Origin of the sequence: Curtobacterium sp. MCBD17_032 (assembly GCF_003234855.1) — a bacterium.
Classification (GTDB): Bacteria; Actinomycetota; Actinomycetes; order Actinomycetales; family Microbacteriaceae; genus Curtobacterium.
Genome location: NZ_QKTO01000010.1, coordinates 67,578 through 83,489 on the forward strand (window position 1 = coordinate 67,578; position 15,912 = coordinate 83,489).

The following is a 15,912-nucleotide window of genomic DNA, read 5'->3' on the forward strand; positions in this document are numbered from 1 at the left end:
CGGGGATCGCACGACGCGCCGCAACCCCGCCGGCGCACGCCGCAGCCCCGCCCGCGCACGCGGAAGGCCCGCGCACGCGGAAGGGCCCCCGCACGCGCAGCGTGCGAGGGCCCTTGCCGGCAGGACGGACTAGAAGTCCATGCCACCCGTCGGGTCGCCGGCCGGCATGGCCGGGGTCTTCTCCGGCTTGTCGGCGACGACGGCCTCGGTGGTCAGGAACAGACCGGCGATCGACGCGGCGTTCTGCAGCGCCGAGCGCGTGACCTTGGCCGGGTCGATGATGCCCGCGGCGATGAGGTCGACGTACTCACCCGTCGCAGCGTTGAGGCCGTGGCCGGCCTCGAGCTCGCGGACACGAGCGGCGACGACACCCGGCTCGAGACCGGCGTTCAGCGCGATCTGCTTGAGCGGGGCGTCGATGGCGACGCGCACGATGTTCGCACCCGTGGCCTCGTCACCCTCGAGCGAGAGACCGTCGAGCGCGACCTTGCCGGCCTGGATGAGGGCGACGCCACCACCGGCGACGATGCCCTCTTCGACGGCGGCCTTCGCGTTGCGGACGGCGTCCTCGATGCGGTGCTTGCGCTCCTTGAGCTCGACCTCGGTCGCGGCGCCCGCCTTGATGACGGCGACGCCACCGGCGAGCTTCGCGAGGCGCTCCTGGAGCTTCTCGCGGTCGTAGTCGGAGTCGGTGGCCTCGATCTCGGCGCGGATCTGCTTGACGCGGCCCGCGATCTGGTCGGCGTCGCCGGCACCCTCGACGATCGTGGTCTCGTCCTTGGTGATGACGACCTTGCGGGCACGACCGAGCAGGTCGAGCGTCGCGTTCTCGAGCTTGAGGCCGACCTCTTCCGAGATGACCTGGCCGCCGGTGAGGATCGCGATGTCCTGCAGCATGGCCTTGCGGCGGTCGCCGAAGCCCGGGGCCTTGACGGCGACGGACTTGAAGATGCCGCGGATCTTGTTCACGACGAGCGTGGCCAGGGCCTCGCCGTCGACGTCCTCGGCGATGATCAGGAGCTGCTTGCCCGACTGGATCACCTTGTCGACGACCGGCAGGAGGTCCTTGATGTTCGAGATCTTCGAGTTGACGATCAGGATGTACGCGTCCTCGAAGACGGCTTCCTGGCGCTCGGGGTCGGTCACGAAGTACTGCGACAGGTAGCCCTTGTCGAAGCGCATGCCCTCGGTGAGCTCGAGCTCGGTGCCGAAGGTGTTCGACTCCTCGACGGTGACGACGCCTTCCTTGCCGACCTTGTCGATGGCCTCGGCGATGAGCGCGCCGATGGTCGGGTCAGCGGCGGAGATCGACGCGGTCGCGGCGATCTGGTCCTTGGTCTCGATCTCCTTCGCGTCGGCGAGGAGCTGCTCGGAGACGGCGGCGACGGCCTTCTCGATGCCGCGCTTGAGCGACACGGGGTCGGCACCGGCGGCGACGTTGCGGAGACCTTCGCGGACGAGGGCCTGGGCGAGGACGGTCGCGGTGGTCGTGCCGTCACCGGCGACGTCGTCGGTCTTCTTGGCGACCTCCTTGACGAGCTCCGCACCGATCTTCTCGTACGGGTCGTCGAGCTCGATCTCCTTGGCGATGGAGACACCGTCGTTCGTGATCGTGGGGGCGCCCCACTTCTTCTCGAGGACGACGTTGCGGCCGCGCGGGCCGAGCGTCACCTTCACGGCGTCGGCCAGCTGGTTGAGGCCGCGCTCGAGGCCGCGTCGGGCCTCTTCGTTGAAAGCAATGATCTTTGCCATGTGAGTTCTTCGTCCCTCCCGGACGTCGTCATCGGGGTCGTTCTGGCACTCACTGCTAGCGAGTGCCAAGCCCGATTCTGGCACTCGCCACCCGAGAGTGCAACACAGTGGGGAGGCTCTGCTCGATCCCACAGGTCGGCTGCGTCAGGCGGTCCCCCGCAGACGACGAACGCGCCGCCCCGACGGGGACGGCGCGTTCGCGAGTGGTTCCGGACGGCTACGCGGGACGGACCGACTCGGCCTGCGGGCCCTTCGACCCGGTGCCGACGTCGAACGTCACCGCCTGGCCCTCCTCGAGGACCTTGTAGCCGCTCATGTCGATGGCCGAGTAGTGCACGAACACGTCCTGGCCCCCTCCATCCACGGTGATGAAGCCGAAGCCCTTCTCGGCGTTGAACCACTTCACGGTTCCGTTGGCCATGTTCCTTGCTCCCTGCGGTACTGCTGTTGCGAACGACGGCACCCTCGCACGGGGCGCCGTCGGGTCCGAGCACGTGTCGACTCACCCGATCCTGGACGGCAACGTGAGGCGTCGTCGCGATCACGGGGTGACCACTGGTGACTCTGACCGAAGGACGGCATTTCGGCAAGGGGTGTGACACGCATTTCACGCGGAGAACCCCGATCCGCAACGTGGCGGAAACACGACGCCCGGGGCGGACGGCCGCGGACCCCCGTCAACCCGTGTAGTCGGACCCGAGCACCACCGAGACGTCCGCGTTCGGGAACGCCGACGACTGCTGCACGGCACTGACCCCGAGTGCCTGCGCGACGCCCTGCGCGACGGCCGCCTGGGACTCCTGCTGGTAGTACACGATCGTCTGGGTCGCACCGGTCGTCCCGGCGTCCCCGGCCGAGGCCACCGTCCACCCCGCGGTGCTGAGCCGCGTCGAGGCGTTCGCCGCCAGGCCGGACGTCGAGGTCCCGTTCAGCACGACGAGCGTCGTCGCGCCCTGGTCCGCCGCCGACGCGCCGGTCGCGGCCGAGGGCGGTGCGGTCGCGCCGCCCCCGTCGGCCCCGGCGTCCGCCTCGGAGCCCGGGTCCGCGGACGCACTCGCCGACGGTGACGCGGTCGGGGACGACGTCGACCCCCCGCTGCCCTCCGTGAACTGCACGCTCCCGTTCAGCAGGGCGAGGACGAGCACCCCGACGCCGACGAGCACGCCGGTCGCGAGCGCAGCCCAGGCGAAGACGACCCACCCGCCGCCCCGTCGGGCCGGGCCGCGGTGGGCACCGACACGGGGTCCGTCGGTGACGTCGTCGAACCGGTCTCGCGGGAATCTCGTCATCGTTCCTCTTCACGTCCTTCGGGGTCGGCCGGGGGCGCGACGAACGTCCGGGCAGCACGCGCACTCGTCCGGGCGCGGCGGAGGCGCTGCAGCCGGGTGACGAGCTGCGGGTCGTACGCCAGGGCCGCGGGGGTGTCGATCACGCGGTTGAGCACCTGGTAGTACCGCGTCGGCGACATGTCGAACTCGACCCGGATCTCGGCTTCCTTCGTCCGGTCGTGCCGCGCCCGGTCGTGCTCGAAGGCGAGCACGTGCTTGGCGAGCTCGGTGAGCTCGTCGGCGGGGAGGGCGGTCACAGGTGGTCCGATCGCGAACGGGTTGCAGGTCTCGCACATCGTAGGGGTGCCCGGCAGGTCGACCCTGGCACGGTCCTGGACTGTCGCGGAACCGGCTCAGTCCAGCGCCCCTGCGAACCACCGGATGCGGGTCCCGAAGGCGTCGGACACGGCGAGCGCCCGACCGTCGAGCGAGAGCGTCGCGAATGCGTCCGGGTCCGCCGGGTCGACGTCCTCCGGCAGCGTCGCGGCGACGCCGGTGAGGACACCGGTCCGCTCGAGTGCCACCCAGCGGACGCCCCGCTCGCGGAGCCGGTCGACGAAGCGCTGCCGCCCGACGCCCGGCACGTAGACGAGCGTGCCCGTGGTCATCACGACCGGCTCGCAGCCGCCCGGCAGGGCGTCGAGGGCGCGGTCGAGGTCGTCCGGCACGCTGCCGCGGACCCGGACGGGAGGCTCGACGAGCGTCGCCCGCAGCGCGTCCCGCATCAGGGCGGTCCGGTCCGTCGCCTCGGGCGGGACGGCCTCGGCGAGACGATCGGCGGCGTCCGGGGCCGCGGGGTCGATCGGGTTCGGGTCGAGCGCGATGCGGGCGTCGATGCGGATCGGGGTCGTCGCGGGAGCCGGTGGTGTCCCGACGACCTCGGCGACGAGGCGCACCGCGGGCCCGTCGACCGCGGTGTGCATCCGGACGAGGCCCGCCGCCGTCGCACTCCGGTGGTCGAGCGTCACGCGGTCGGGGATCGAGCACAGGCCGGCGGCGGCCCCCACGTCGAGCAGGCCGAGCGGTCGCGCCGAGGCCGCCGAGAGTGCGGCGAGCACCGGGACGACGGGACCGAGCCGGCGCGGGTCGTTCGCCTGCACCGTGGCGGTGGTGAGGGCCGCGACCAGGGCGGGACGGGCCTCCCGGCAGAGGGCGCGGAGCGCTCCCGGATCGGCGGGGTCGGCGCCGAGCCGGCGGGCGACCGCGAACAGGAGTTCAGGTTGGCGCTTCGACGCCGGGACCGTGTCGAGCAGGTCGACGAGCGGGCCCTCGACCGAGCGCGCCCAGGCGGCGTAGGTCGGGGAGATGCCGTCGATCCGGTCGGCGTAGGCGCGGTAGCGGTCCCGCGTGTCCGTCATGCGCCGGGGCGGTACATGCCGACGTGGGTGATGCCGGCCTCGTCGTAGGGGGCGCCGAAGCGGGCGAACCCGTGGCGTTCGTACAGTCCGGCGACGTACTGCTGGGCGTGCAGGACGATCGCGTCCCGACCGTGCGCCGCGACGACCGCGGCCACCAGACTGCCGGCGACGCCCTGCCCACGGTGGTCGGGGTGGGTCGCGACACGGCCGATCACGCGGGTGGGCGCGGCGGCCCCCGCGGGGTGCGCTTCGTGCGGCGCGGGGCGCACCAGGCGGAGGTACCCGACGACGGGGGCCTCGGCGGTCCCGGCCCACCAGTGCTCGGTGTCCGGCTCGCGGTCACGGCCGTCGAAGTCCTCGGCGGAGACCCGCTGTTCGAGGGCGAACACCCGGTTCCGGAGCCGCACGACGTCGTACAGCTCGTCGGTCGTCAGGTGCTCCCAGCGGGCACGGCGGACGGAATGCTCGGACATCGATCGGAGTTTACTGGTGTGACGCACGATGACCGGCGGGCACGAGCCCCGGTCGGAACCAGGAGGTACGCAGATGGCCTACAAGGTCGACAAGTCCGACGCCCAGTGGCGCGAGGAGCTCTCCCCGGACCAGTACGCCGTGCTGCGCCAGGCCGGGACGGAGCGCCCGTGGACCGGTGAACTCCTCGACGAGGAGCGCGCCGGCGTCTACACGTGTGCGGCGTGTGGTGCGGAGCTGTTCAAGAGCGGCACGAAGTTCGACTCCGGCTGCGGCTGGCCCTCGTTCTACGAGTCGGTCGACCCGGACGCGGTGCAGCTCATCGAGGACAACTCGCTCGGCATGGCCCGTACCGAGGTCCGGTGCGCGAACTGCGGCAGCCACCTCGGCCACGTGTTCCCCGACGGCTTCGGCACGCCGACGGGCGACCGCTACTGCATGAACTCGATCTCGTTGAACTTCTCGGCGCAGGAGTAGGCGGGTGTGACGGCGCTCGGGCTGTGGCCCGAGCGCCGTCGTCGTGTCCGCCCGGTACGATGGGCGGGTCAGCCGGCATGGCGCAATTGGTAGCGCACCGTACTTGTAATACGGGGGTTGCGGGTTCAAGTCCCGCTGCCGGCCCCAGATCACGGCTTCCTGTGTAGCCGAAGGTGGAGCCGTCGCTCACGGACACCCACATCGGGGCGCCCGACGGTCAACGCCGCACCGTCAGCCTGCCGTCGGACGTCCGGAGGATCTCCCCGTCCGGGATCCACGCCACGATGCGGTCGAGTCGCACCCGCTCGAACGACGACCGCTCGGACGTCAGCAGTTCCTGCACCTCCGGCGGCAGCGGGAAGCGACGGTCCCGGCCGACGACGATCGCGACGAACGGTGCATCGACCACGTCACGGACCCCGCGGTCCCCGACGTACTGGTCGTGGTCGCTCGGGGTGATCGCGCCGAAGAAGACCTGACCGTCCCGGATGCCCTCGTGCCGCAGGAGCGGGAGCAGCTGGGCAACGCCGGTGGCACGCACCTCTCCGATCGTCCGCGCGGTCGGGATGCTCCCGGCGAGTGCCACCACGACGAGCACGACGGCGACGCTGCTCGTCAGCCATCGCGGCAGCAGGCGGCTGAGCTGCCCGAGCCCCACGGCGGCGAGCATCACGATGAACGGCATCCAAGCCGCGTAGGAGGTCGGCAGCGCGATCTCGGCGGCGAGCGAGTAGACCGCCACGAGCAGCACGAGCAGCACGAGCGGCGCGAGGAGGAACAGCACGAGCCTGCCCGGACGCACGACCACCGCGAGCAGCACGGCGACGGCGAGCACCACCACGACGGGCGCGCCGACCCCGCGGAGCAGGAACTACCAGTTCGGAGCGAACTGGTACGTGTGGCCGGCGGTCGAGATGAGGTGTCCGTGCTCGTTCTGTCCGGACTGGAAGGCGAGCATGTACTGCACCGCGGAGCGCATCCCCATGGGGGCGTAGAGCGCGACGACGGCGACGACGAACGTGGCCGCCCACACCGCTCCGCCGACGACGAGCGCACGCCACCGGCCGAACAGCACCGGCGCCAGGACGAAGACCGGCAGCAGCACGAGGGTCGATGCCTTCGGCGTGACCGACGCCGCCATGAGCACCGCCGGTACGGGCACGCACCACCAGCGGTCGGTACGGATCCACACCCAGATCGCGAAGAGTGCCGCCAGGGCGAAGAACACCATCACCGGGTCGAGCAGCGCCACCCGGTCCAGGCGGGCACCGGCACCGCCGCGAGGGGTGAGGGTCCAGAGTGCGGCGGCCGCGAACCCGGACCCCGCCGATGTCGCCTGCGCCGATGCGCGAGAAGCACTGGTAGGCAGCCGCGACCGCGAGCAGCACGAGGGCCGTGACGCGCAGCCACGCTCGGTCGCGACGCCGCGGTCGAGCGTGCGCCGGGCCTGTGGCCCACGGTGCTGCGCTGCGTGCTGCGGCGCTCCGCGGTGCTGCACCGGACCCTCCGTGGCGCGGTGGTCGGTCAGCGTTCGTGCCGCGTCGGGGTCGTCGACCGACCGGCGGTCCGAGGACCAGGGGGCGCGGCGGCTGGGCACCCCGAGTCCCACGCAGGCCGCGGGCGTCTGCCACCGATGTGGCCGAGCCGCGGCGCGGCGGGGCCTTCGAGCGGCCCGCCCACCACACGCCTCCGGGGGCCCGTCGCGGTGACGGACCCCCGGTGACGCCTGGCGCAGTCAGCGCCCGCCGGTGACCTTGCGCTCGCGCTGGGCGACGCCGGCCGTGCCGTACGGGTAGTCGTCGATGCGGGGAGCGCTCGCCTCGGTGAGGGTCTGCAGCTCGGCGGGGTCGAGCACGAGGTCGGCAGCGCCGAGGTTGTCCTGCAGCTGCTCGACGGTCCGTGCGCCGAGGATGACGCTCGTCACGGCCGGTCGCGCGAGCAGCCAGGCGAGGGCGACCTGTGAGCGCGAGGCACCGTGCGCGTCCGCGACGGCGGACACCGCGTCGAGCACCTTCCACGTGCGCTCGTCGGCGTTGCGGGCCTCCCACGCCTCCATGCCGCGCTTCGGGTCCTCACCGAGTCGGGTCGACCCGGTCGGGGCCTCGTCGCGCTGGTACTTGCCGGAGAGCCAACCACCGGCGAGCGGCGACCACGGGAGCAGTCCGATCCCGGCGTCGAGGCAGGCGGGCACGACCTCGTGCTCGATGTCGCGGACGAGCAGGTTGTACTGCGGCTGGAGCGTGACCGGGGGTGCCCAGTTGTGCAGGCGGGCCTCGTAGACCGCCTTCGTGACCTGGTAGCCGAGGTAGTTCGAGAACCCGTAGGAGCCGATCTTCCCGGCCGACACGGCGTCGTCGAGGAAGCGCAGGGTCTCCTCGATCGGGGTCAGGGCGTCCCACGCGTGCATCTGGTAGACGTCGATGTGGTCGACGCCGAGCCGCTCCAGCGACGCGTCGAGCGCCACGCGGAGGTGCCGGCGGGACGTGCCGAGGTCGTTCGGGCCGTCGCCCTGCGGGAAGCGGCCCTTCGTGGTGAGCACCACCTGCTGCGCGTCGGTGGGGTGGTCGCGGAGCCATCGTCCGATGATGCGCTCGGACTCGTTGCCCGAGTACACGTCGGCGGTGTCGACGAACGTGCCGCCGCCGGCGATGAAGGCGTCGATGATGGCGTGGGAGGTCGGTTCGTCGGCTTCGCTGCCGAACGTCATGGTGCCGAGGGTCAGCGACGACACCACTGTCCCGCTGTTGCCGAGGAGTCTGTAGTCCATGCGGCGGACGTTACGCCGGGCCCCCTCGTCGGCGGGAGGGTCCACGAGTACCGGTCGACGAACCGGCCGCTACCGCCGCTGCCCGAGGAACGCGATCGCCGCCTCCCGGAAGTGCCGTGACGTGGGGGCGTTGAAGTGGTTCCGCCCCGGGATCTCGACGAAGGTCGCGTGCGGCGCCGTCTCGGCGAGCCGGAGCGCGCTGTCCTTGATGCCGTCCTCGCTGCCGGCGGCCAGCAGCAGCGGCTGCGTCGGCGCGTTCGCCGGCGTCGGCTCGACGCTGTCGCGCATCCCCTCCACCATCGCGACGAGCGCGCGGAGGTCGTTGCCCTCGACGTTCGCCGCCATCGTGAGGTACCCGTTCGTCACGCGGTCCTCGACCGGGGTGCCGTCGGTGATGAACGCCCACGCCTGGTCGACGCGGACGCGCCGCATCGGGTCGGCGTCCGGGATCCCGCCGAGCACCGCGCGCGAGATCCGGTCCGACATCCGCTCGGCGGCGTGCCAGCCGACCCGGGCACCGAGGGAGTACCCCAGGAACGCGACGTCGTCGAGCAGGTAGGTGTCCACCACCGCCGTGACGTCGTCGACGAGCAGGTCCATGGAGTAGCTGTGCGGCTCGTGCGGCTTCCCGCTGGCGCCGTGGCCGCGCTGGTCGAACGCGACGACGCGGTGGCCGGCGCGGACGAGGTCGCGGGTCCAGCCGGAGGCGTGCCAGTTCAGCACCGCGCCGGACGCGAAGCCGTGCACGGCGAGGACCGCGGGTGCGTCCGGGTCGCCGAAATCGTAGGTGGCGAGCGGCAGCCCGTCCGGGGACATCACGACGCGAGGGCGGGGTGCTTCGGGGACGAGTGACATGGCCCGTCCAGGGTAGTGGGGCCACAGTGGCCGGTATGGACGGCTACGGCGGCGATCAGATCCGAGCGGCGGAACGCCCCCACCTCGAGGCGGGTGAGCCGCTCATGCAGCGTGCTGCGGACGGGCTCGCCGCGGTCGTCGGCGAGCTCCTCGACGACCCCGCGATCCGCCCGGGGGACGGCCGCGGCGCCGTCCTCGTCCTGGTCGGCAGCGGTGACAACGGCGGCGACGCGCTCTTCGCCGCTGCGCGGCTGGCGGCGGACGGGAGGCACGTGACGGTCCTCCGCGTCGGCTCCCGTGTCCACGAGGCGGGCATGGCCGCAGCCCGGGAGGCCGGGGCGCGCCTCCTGGACGACCCCGCGGACGGCGGCCCGGTCCCCTCGGCGGCGGGTGCCGCCGACATCCTGCGTGCGGCGACGCCCCCGGCGGGGGAACGGCTCGCGTCGGTCGCGCGGGAGGCCGCGCTCGAGGCCGACCTGGTGCTCGACGGGATCCTGGGGATCGGCGGCGGAGGACCGCTCCGCTCACCCGGCCGCGACGTGGTCGCGGCGCTCCGGGAGCTCGCACGCGAACAGCGGGCTCCGTTCGTCGTGGCCGTCGACGTGCCGAGCGGCATCGACGCGGACACCGGCGGCATCGCGGACGACCACGTGCTGCACGCCGACGTCACCGTGACGTTCGGCGGGGTGAAGGCCGGGCTCCTCCGCGGTCCGGCGGCGACGCTCGCCGGGCGCATCGAACTGGTGGACGTCGGGATCGGCGCGGACCTGGCGTCCGTGGAGCCGCTGGTCCGCACCTGACCCGCGTCATCCGGTCAGCTCAGACGGCACCCGCGTCCACACCGTGCTCGACCCCTCCGCGAGCCTCGAGCCAGGTGTCGACGAAGTGGCGGTAGTTCGCCGCGATGAGCTGTTCGGCGGCCTCGGTGTCGAGGTGCTCGCGGACGACGTCCTCGAGCGCTTCCTCCCAGTTGCTCCGACCGATCGCGAAGCCGACGAACCCGTCGACCGGCGCCGCGGTGCGCAGCCAGTGGTCGAGCTGTTCCTCGGGGGCGTCCCGTCCGAGGACGATGCACCGGACGGCGTCACGTCCACCGCGGCGGGCGGCGGCGACGACGCGCTCGGCGTCCTCGGTGCGGTCGAGCCCCTCGAGCTTCCACACGTCGGCTTCGACGCCGTGGTCCTGCAGGTGCTCGAGGACCTGCACGACGAGGTCCGGGCGGAGGTCGCGGTCGTAGTCCTCGACCGCGTCGCGCTGCTCGTCGGTCGGCGGGACGAGCAGTTCCACGAGGAACGGACGGCCCGCGTCGTGCAGGGTCGCCGCGACGTCGGCGAGCGCGGCGGCCTGCTGCGCACGGTGCTCGGCGTCGAAGGCCGGGTTGTCACGCACGAGCACCTTCACCCAGTCCGGGTCGAACGCGTCGACGTGGGCGACCCAGTCGTCGCCGTACTCGAGCTCGAACCACTCGCGGCCGGACCGCTCGACCGGCATCGCGAGCTGCAGCCCGGCCTCCTTGACGAGCCGGGCCACGTCGGCGCCGTACCGCTCGTCGACGAGGACACCCGTGTGCTCGCGCGCTGCACCGGCGGCGAGGGCGGTGAGCACGCCACGGTAGACGAGCTGTTTGCCGGCACGGACGCGCTGGGCCTCGGCCTCGTCCGCAGGCTCACCGGAGTCCTCGTCGTAGGTGTGCTCGAGGAGCGAGGACCGTTGGTCCATCGCGAGCAGGAACAGGGGGTGGGTCTCGTCGAGGATCGGCATGCCCCCGGTCTACTCCCGCCACGCCCGACGGTCGCGCCGGTGCACACGTCCCCGCGGCACGTCCGTAGGTTCGACACCATGACGTTCAACGACGACTCGCAGCTCAGTGGCGGCAAGGTCAAGCGGCGCGGGCCGGGGCGCGGTGTGGCGATCGGCGGCGGGAGCATCGGCACCGTGATCGTGGTGTTCCTCATCGCCCAGTTCACCGGGGTCGACCTCAGCGGCCTCGTCGGCGGTGGCGACGGCCTGACGACCATCCAGCAGGGCGGCGCCGAGGCCTCGCCGGTCGCCGAGTGCCGCACGGGCCGCGACGCGAACGCGAGCATCGACTGCCGGATGGAGGGGGCCGCGGAGTCCCTCGACGCCTACTGGTCGGCCGAGGCGCGGGAGCTCGGGGTCACCTACTCGACGCCGGAGTTCTTCCTCTTCAGCGGGTCCACCGACACCGGGTGCGGCACGGCGTCGGCGTCGACGGGGCCGTTCTACTGCCCGCCCGACCGTGCCCTGTACGTCGACACGGCCTTCTACGACGAGCTCCGCTCCACCTACGGGGCGTCGGGCGGGCCGCTCGCGGAGATGTACGTCGTGGCACACGAGTGGGGCCACCACGTCCAGCAGCTCGAGGGCACCTTCGCCGAGACCGACCGCAGCGGCAGCGGGGCCGCGTCGGACAGCGTCCGTGTGGAGCTCCAGGCGGACTGCTACGCCGGGGCGTGGGTCGGCGACGCCGCGACCACGGAGTCGGCGAACGGCGAGACCTTCTTCGAGCCCGTCACCCGCGCCCAGGTCGCGGACGCGCTGTCGGCGGCGAGCGCGGTCGGCGACGACAGCATCCAGGAGCGCGCCACCGGCCGGGTCGACCCCGACTCGTTCACGCACGGCACGAGCGAGCAGCGTCAGGACTGGTTCGAGCGTGGCTACGAGCGGGGTGCGACGAGCTGCGACACGCTCACCGTGCCCGCGTCGGCCCTCTGAACGGCGACGGCCGGGGCACCTCGCGGAGGGGTCCCGGCCGTCGTGCGCGTCGGCGCTGCTGCGTCAGCGGGCGGGCGGCGACGCGCTCGGCGTCGGGGTCGGGGTGGTCTCGGTGCTGCCCGCGGCGCTGACGACGAAGGTCCGGAACTCGTCGTTCGTCGACGCGGTGGAGTACGGGTACTGCTGGCCGTTGACGAGCACGAGCGGGGTCCCCGGGAAGGTCGTGAGGTCCGAGCCGGGGATGTCCCCGCTCGTGACCGCGGTGGTGCGCTCGTCGACCCACTTGCCGTACCTCTGGTCGTCGATGCACTGCTCGATCGTCGAGCCCTTGCGGACCCCGGGCACGCTCGTCACGACGTCGGCGAGCTGCTCGTCGGTGAGGCCCGGCGTGCCCTCCTCCGGCTGCGCGGCGAACAGTGCGCGGTTCACGGCGAAGAACGAGTCGGGTGACTCCTGTGCGACGCAGGCCGCGGCGTTCGCGGCGCGCAGGGAGTACTTCGTGCCCTGGGAACGGTTCGTCAGGATGGCGACGGGGTGCACGTCGAGGGTCGCGGCACCGGAGTCGACGAGCCCCTCGAGGTACTCGCTGTTCGTCTGCTCGAACGAGCCGCAGATCGGGCAGAGGTAGTCGACGTACAGGGTGATCCGGACCGACTCCCCCGAGGCGGTCGAGCTCGGCGACGGCGTCGACGACGCACCGGGCTCCACCGCCTTCAACCCGGTGCCGATCGTGATCCCGCCGTCGGCCATGGTGTCCGGGCCGGGACCGGCGGGCCGCGAGGAGTTCACCAGCACCAGGGTGACGACGGTGGCCGCGGCGACGAGCACGACGCCCAGTCCGACCTGGAGACCGATGCGGACACCGCGCTGCCGGCGCTTCTGCTGGGTACGGGTTCGGCGGGCTCGCTCGCGCGCTGCGGCGCGACGCGCGTTGCGCTCGGCGCGGGCGTCGCTCTCGGGGCGGTTGGTCATCGTGCGGTCGTCCTCCTGGTCGGTGTCCGCCGGCCTCCCCCCGGTCGGCGGACGGACCCGGCGATTGTAGTGGCGGCCGATGGGAACCAGCCAACCAGCAGACGACGCCCGGAGCCCGCGTGACCCCCGCACTGGCGCCAGCCCGAGAACTCGTGTTGTATGAACACCGACGGTCGACGGCGACCGTCCGGGGCCCGTACAGGCCGCCGCTTCACAACGGATCGTCCGGCACGTACCTGCCGGTGGAGAGGACCGAACGCTCATGGCGTCCGTCACCTATGACAAGGCAACCCGTCTCTACCCCGGGGGAAACCGCCCCGCGGTGGACTCCCTCGACCTGGACGTCGCCGACGGCGAGTTCCTCGTCCTCGTCGGCCCCTCGGGCTGTGGCAAGTCCACGTCCCTGCGCATGCTCGCCGGCCTCGAAGAGGTCAACTCCGGCGCCATCCGCATCGGCGACCGCGACGTCACCGACGTCCCGCCGAAGGACCGCGACATCGCGATGGTGTTCCAGAACTACGCGCTGTACCCGCACATGACCGTCGCCGAGAACATGGGCTTCGCGCTCAAGATCGCCGGTGTCGGCAAGGAAGAGCGCGCCACCCGCGTGCAGGAGGCCGCCAAGCTCCTCGACCTCGAGCAGTACCTCGGCCGCAAGCCGAAGGCGCTCTCCGGTGGTCAGCGGCAGCGCGTCGCGATGGGCCGCGCGATCGTCCGTCAGCCGCAGGTGTTCCTCATGGACGAGCCGCTGTCGAACCTCGACGCCAAGCTCCGCGTCCAGACCCGTACCCAGATCGCGTCGCTGCAGCGTCGTCTCGGCGTCACCACGGTCTACGTCACGCACGACCAGACCGAGGCGCTGACGATGGGCGACCGCATCGCGGTGCTCAAGGACGGCATCCTGCAGCAGGTCGGCACCCCGCGCGACCTCTACGAGAAGCCGAACAACGTGTTCGTCGCCGGCTTCATCGGCTCGCCGGCCATGAACCTCCTGCCGGCGTCGGTGCTCGAAGGCGGCATCAGCTTCGGGTCGCTCAACCACCCGATCGACCGTGACACCCTGTCGAACGCCCGCTCGGGTGCCGTCACGGTGGGCGTCCGCCCGGAGGACATCATCGTGTCCCAGTCCGGCGAGGGCCTGCCCGTCACGGTCGACGTCGTCGAGGAGCTCGGCGCGGACGGCTACCTCTACGGCCACGCCGACGTGAACGGCACGCGCACCGACATCGTCACGCGCGTCGACGGTCGCAACCACCCCTCGATCGGTGACACCATCGTCGTGAGCCCGAAGCAGGGGCACGTGCACGTGTTCGACGCCGAGTCGGGTGACCGCCTCGACGACAAGGCCGTCGTCAGCGCCTGATCACCACCCCGGGAGCCCGTCATCCGCCGTCACCGGCGCCTGGCGGGCTCCCGTCGTTCCCACCTGCGGGCCGGGAGGCACGGTGCGGGCCCGCACCGTGCCTCCCGGCCCGCAGACCCACCGCCGAGCACCTGAGGACCCGTCGTGCCCGACTCCATGACCATCACCGCCGCCACCGTCGACCCCGGCCTGCTCGACCTTCCCTGGGACCTCCCGCTCGAGGCCTGGCCCGACGAGACGATCGTCGCGCTGCCGAAGGGCATCTCCCGGCACCTGGTGCGGTTCGTGCACCTCAGCGGCTACGTCGTCGCGGTCAAGGAGACGAGCGCCGAGCTCGCGCGCTCCGAGTACGACATGCTCCGGACCCTGCAGCGCATGGACGTGCCGTGCGTGGACCCCGTCGCGGTCATCACGAACCGCGTCGGCCGCGAGGGTGAGGACCTCCAGCCCGTCCTCGTCACCCGGCACCTGCGCTTCTCGCTCCCCTACCGCGCGCTGTACTCGCAGACGCTCCGCCCCGACACGGCCACCCGCCTGGTGGACGCGCTGGCGCTCCTGCTCGTCCGGCTGCACGTCATCGGCTTCTACTGGGGTGACGTCTCGCTGTCGAACACGCTGTTCCGACGGGACGCCGGGTCGTTCGCCGCATACCTGGTGGACGCCGAGACCGGCAAGCTCTACCCGGGCGGGCTGTCCAACGGGCAGCGGGAGAACGACCTCGAGGTCGCCCGCGTGAACATCGCCGGCGAACTGCTCGACCTGGAGGCCGGCGGACGCCTCGACGAGAACGCCGACCCCGTGGACGTGTCGAACCGCATCGTGGCGCAGTACCGCACCCTGTGGACGGAGCTCACCGGCACCGAGCAGTTCGACGCCGCGGAGCGCTGGCGCATCAACGACCGCGTGGAGCGGCTCAACGCGCTCGGCTTCGACATCGAGGAGCTGTCGATCCGCACGGCGGAGTCCGGGGCGCAGGTCCGCATCCAGCCGAAGGTCGTCGACGCCGGACACCACCAGCGCCGACTGCTCCGGCTGACCGGACTCGACGCCGAGGAGAACCAGGCCCGACGGCTCCTCAACGACCTGGACGCCTACCGCGCCCGCAACGGCCGCGAGGAGCTCGACGAGGAGATGGTCGCGCACGAGTGGGTCTCGCGGGTGTTCGAGCCCGTCGTGCGGGCGATCCCGCGCGACCTGCGCGGACGACTCGAACCCGCCGAGGTGTTCCACGAGCTGCTCGAGCACCGCTGGTTCATGTCGCAGCAGGAGGAGCGGTCCGTCTCACTCCCCGAGGCCACCACCGCCTACATCAACGACGTGCTGCGGCACCGGCGGGACGAGCGGACGCTCATCAACCCGCCGACGTCGTCGATCGCGCTGCCCCTGGACGGCGACGAGGACGAGGACGAGGACGACTGGCGCGCGTCCGTCTGAGTCGCGGCGCGCTGCGCGCTCGCACTCACGCTCACGAGCCGGGCGCCAGCCGGGCGCCAGCCGGGCGCCAGCCGGGCGCCAGCCGGGCGCGAGCGGTCGCAACACCCCGCTCCCTCGCCGCCGAGTGGTCGGAGATCGTCGGTCCGGGCGGATCAGAACGACGATCCGTGACCGCTCGGCGGGGGCGGCGGGTCCCGGAGGCGTGCGGCGCGGGTCGGGCGCGACCCGAGCCTCCCGGCTGTGCCGTCCCGTGCGGTCGGCGCGAGCGGTCACGACACCCCGCTCCCCCTCCGCCGAGCGGGCGGAGATCGTCGGTCTGGAAGCGTCAGAGCGACGATCCGTGACCGCTCGGCGGGGCGCGGCGGGCGGTCACGGATCGTCGCTCTGACGCTTCCAGAC

At 72.3% G+C, this 15,912-nt stretch carries 17 protein-coding genes and 1 tRNA gene; 6 read left to right on the forward strand and 12 right to left on the reverse strand.

The genetic code is table 11. The features are described 5' to 3' along the window. Positions 1 to 129: 129 nt before the first annotated feature. From groL to DEI91_RS12650, 6 genes are all read right to left on the reverse strand, one after another. Positions 130 to 1,752, reverse strand: a complete 1,623-nt coding sequence (groL, locus tag DEI91_RS12625; protein ID WP_111052621.1) for a chaperonin GroEL — start codon at positions 1,750 to 1,752, stop codon at positions 130 to 132. Between the two features lie 217 nt (positions 1,753 to 1,969). After that, positions 1,970 to 2,173 carry a cold-shock protein gene (locus tag DEI91_RS12630; protein ID WP_022903461.1) on the reverse strand — a complete coding sequence of 68 codons (204 nt, stop codon included), beginning with the start codon at positions 2,171 to 2,173 and terminating at the stop codon, positions 1,970 to 1,972. A gap of 256 nt (positions 2,174 to 2,429) precedes the next feature. Beyond that, positions 2,430 to 3,041, reverse strand: a complete 612-nt coding sequence (locus DEI91_RS12635) for a LytR C-terminal domain-containing protein (RefSeq protein WP_111052622.1) — start codon at positions 3,039 to 3,041, stop codon at positions 2,430 to 2,432. Next, on the reverse strand, positions 3,038 to 3,337 hold the full coding sequence (locus DEI91_RS12640) for a DUF3263 domain-containing protein (RefSeq protein ID WP_258374421.1): 300 nt from the start codon (positions 3,335 to 3,337) through the stop codon (positions 3,038 to 3,040). The genes DEI91_RS12635 and DEI91_RS12640 overlap by 4 nt, the downstream gene beginning before the upstream one ends. Before the next feature lie 96 nt (positions 3,338 to 3,433). Further along, a complete protein-coding gene (locus DEI91_RS12645; protein ID WP_111052624.1) occupies positions 3,434 to 4,438 on the reverse strand; it encodes a DUF2332 family protein in 1,005 nt (334 codons plus the stop codon). After that, a complete protein-coding gene (locus DEI91_RS12650; RefSeq protein ID WP_111052625.1) occupies positions 4,435 to 4,911 on the reverse strand; it encodes a GNAT family N-acetyltransferase in 477 nt (158 codons plus the stop codon). The genes DEI91_RS12645 and DEI91_RS12650 overlap by 4 nt, the downstream gene beginning before the upstream one ends. Positions 4,912 to 4,984: 73 nt before the next feature. On the opposite strand from DEI91_RS12650, the gene msrB reads away from it, so the two are divergent. Both msrB and DEI91_RS12660 read left to right on the forward strand, forming a co-directional pair. Then, positions 4,985 to 5,386, forward strand: coding sequence for a peptide-methionine (R)-S-oxide reductase MsrB (gene msrB, locus DEI91_RS12655; RefSeq protein ID WP_111052626.1), 402 nt, complete (start codon positions 4,985 to 4,987; stop codon positions 5,384 to 5,386). A gap of 71 nt (positions 5,387 to 5,457) precedes the next feature. Then, a tRNA-Thr gene (locus tag DEI91_RS12660) sits at positions 5,458 to 5,533 on the forward strand. A 70-nt stretch (positions 5,534 to 5,603) separates the two neighbouring features. Here DEI91_RS12660 and DEI91_RS12665 read toward each other — a convergent pair. The 4 genes from DEI91_RS12665 to DEI91_RS12680 all read right to left on the reverse strand — a co-directional run bounded on the left by DEI91_RS12665 (position 5,604) and on the right by DEI91_RS12680 (position 9,008). Continuing rightward, positions 5,604 to 6,227, reverse strand: coding sequence for a hypothetical protein (locus DEI91_RS12665; RefSeq protein ID WP_146244293.1), 624 nt, complete (start codon positions 6,225 to 6,227; stop codon positions 5,604 to 5,606). A gap of 30 nt (positions 6,228 to 6,257) precedes the next feature. Further along, positions 6,258 to 6,638: a hypothetical protein gene (locus DEI91_RS16035; RefSeq protein WP_146244294.1), complete on the reverse strand. Its 381-nt coding sequence runs from the start codon at positions 6,636 to 6,638 to the stop codon at positions 6,258 to 6,260. A gap of 483 nt (positions 6,639 to 7,121) precedes the next feature. Continuing rightward, positions 7,122 to 8,153, reverse strand: a complete 1,032-nt coding sequence (locus DEI91_RS12675) for an aldo/keto reductase (protein WP_111052629.1) — start codon at positions 8,151 to 8,153, stop codon at positions 7,122 to 7,124. A gap of 69 nt (positions 8,154 to 8,222) precedes the next feature. After that, a complete protein-coding gene (locus tag DEI91_RS12680; RefSeq protein ID WP_111052630.1) occupies positions 8,223 to 9,008 on the reverse strand; it encodes an alpha/beta fold hydrolase in 786 nt (261 codons plus the stop codon). Between the two features lie 35 nt (positions 9,009 to 9,043). On the opposite strand from DEI91_RS12680, the gene DEI91_RS12685 reads away from it, so the two are divergent. Beyond that, the gene (locus DEI91_RS12685; RefSeq protein WP_111052631.1) at positions 9,044 to 9,808 is read left to right on the forward strand and encodes an NAD(P)H-hydrate epimerase; all 765 of its coding nucleotides are present in this window, start codon (positions 9,044 to 9,046) and stop codon (positions 9,806 to 9,808) included. A gap of 19 nt (positions 9,809 to 9,827) precedes the next feature. On the opposite strand, the gene DEI91_RS12690 is transcribed toward DEI91_RS12685, so the two are convergent. Beyond that, complete coding sequence (locus tag DEI91_RS12690; protein WP_111052632.1) at positions 9,828 to 10,769, reverse strand: 2-deoxy-5-keto-D-gluconate 6-phosphate aldolase domain-containing protein; 942 nt, start codon at positions 10,767 to 10,769, stop codon at positions 9,828 to 9,830. Positions 10,770 to 10,847: 78 nt separating this feature from the next. On the opposite strand from DEI91_RS12690, the gene DEI91_RS12695 reads away from it, so the two are divergent. After that, positions 10,848 to 11,744: a neutral zinc metallopeptidase gene (locus DEI91_RS12695; RefSeq protein ID WP_111052633.1), complete on the forward strand. Its 897-nt coding sequence runs from the start codon at positions 10,848 to 10,850 to the stop codon at positions 11,742 to 11,744. Positions 11,745 to 11,807: 63 nt separating this feature from the next. On the opposite strand, the gene DEI91_RS12700 is transcribed toward DEI91_RS12695, so the two are convergent. After that, positions 11,808 to 12,716, reverse strand: a complete 909-nt coding sequence (locus DEI91_RS12700; RefSeq protein WP_181439596.1) for a thioredoxin domain-containing protein — start codon at positions 12,714 to 12,716, stop codon at positions 11,808 to 11,810. 262 nt (positions 12,717 to 12,978) lie between these two features. On the opposite strand from DEI91_RS12700, the gene DEI91_RS12705 reads away from it, so the two are divergent. Then, positions 12,979 to 14,079, forward strand: coding sequence for an ABC transporter ATP-binding protein (locus DEI91_RS12705; protein ID WP_111052635.1), 1,101 nt, complete (start codon positions 12,979 to 12,981; stop codon positions 14,077 to 14,079). A gap of 144 nt (positions 14,080 to 14,223) precedes the next feature. Beyond that, positions 14,224 to 15,513 (forward strand): DUF4032 domain-containing protein, encoded by a 1,290-nt coding sequence (locus tag DEI91_RS12710; protein WP_111052636.1) that lies wholly within the window; start codon positions 14,224 to 14,226, stop codon positions 15,511 to 15,513. Positions 15,514 to 15,912 lie beyond the last annotated feature (399 nt).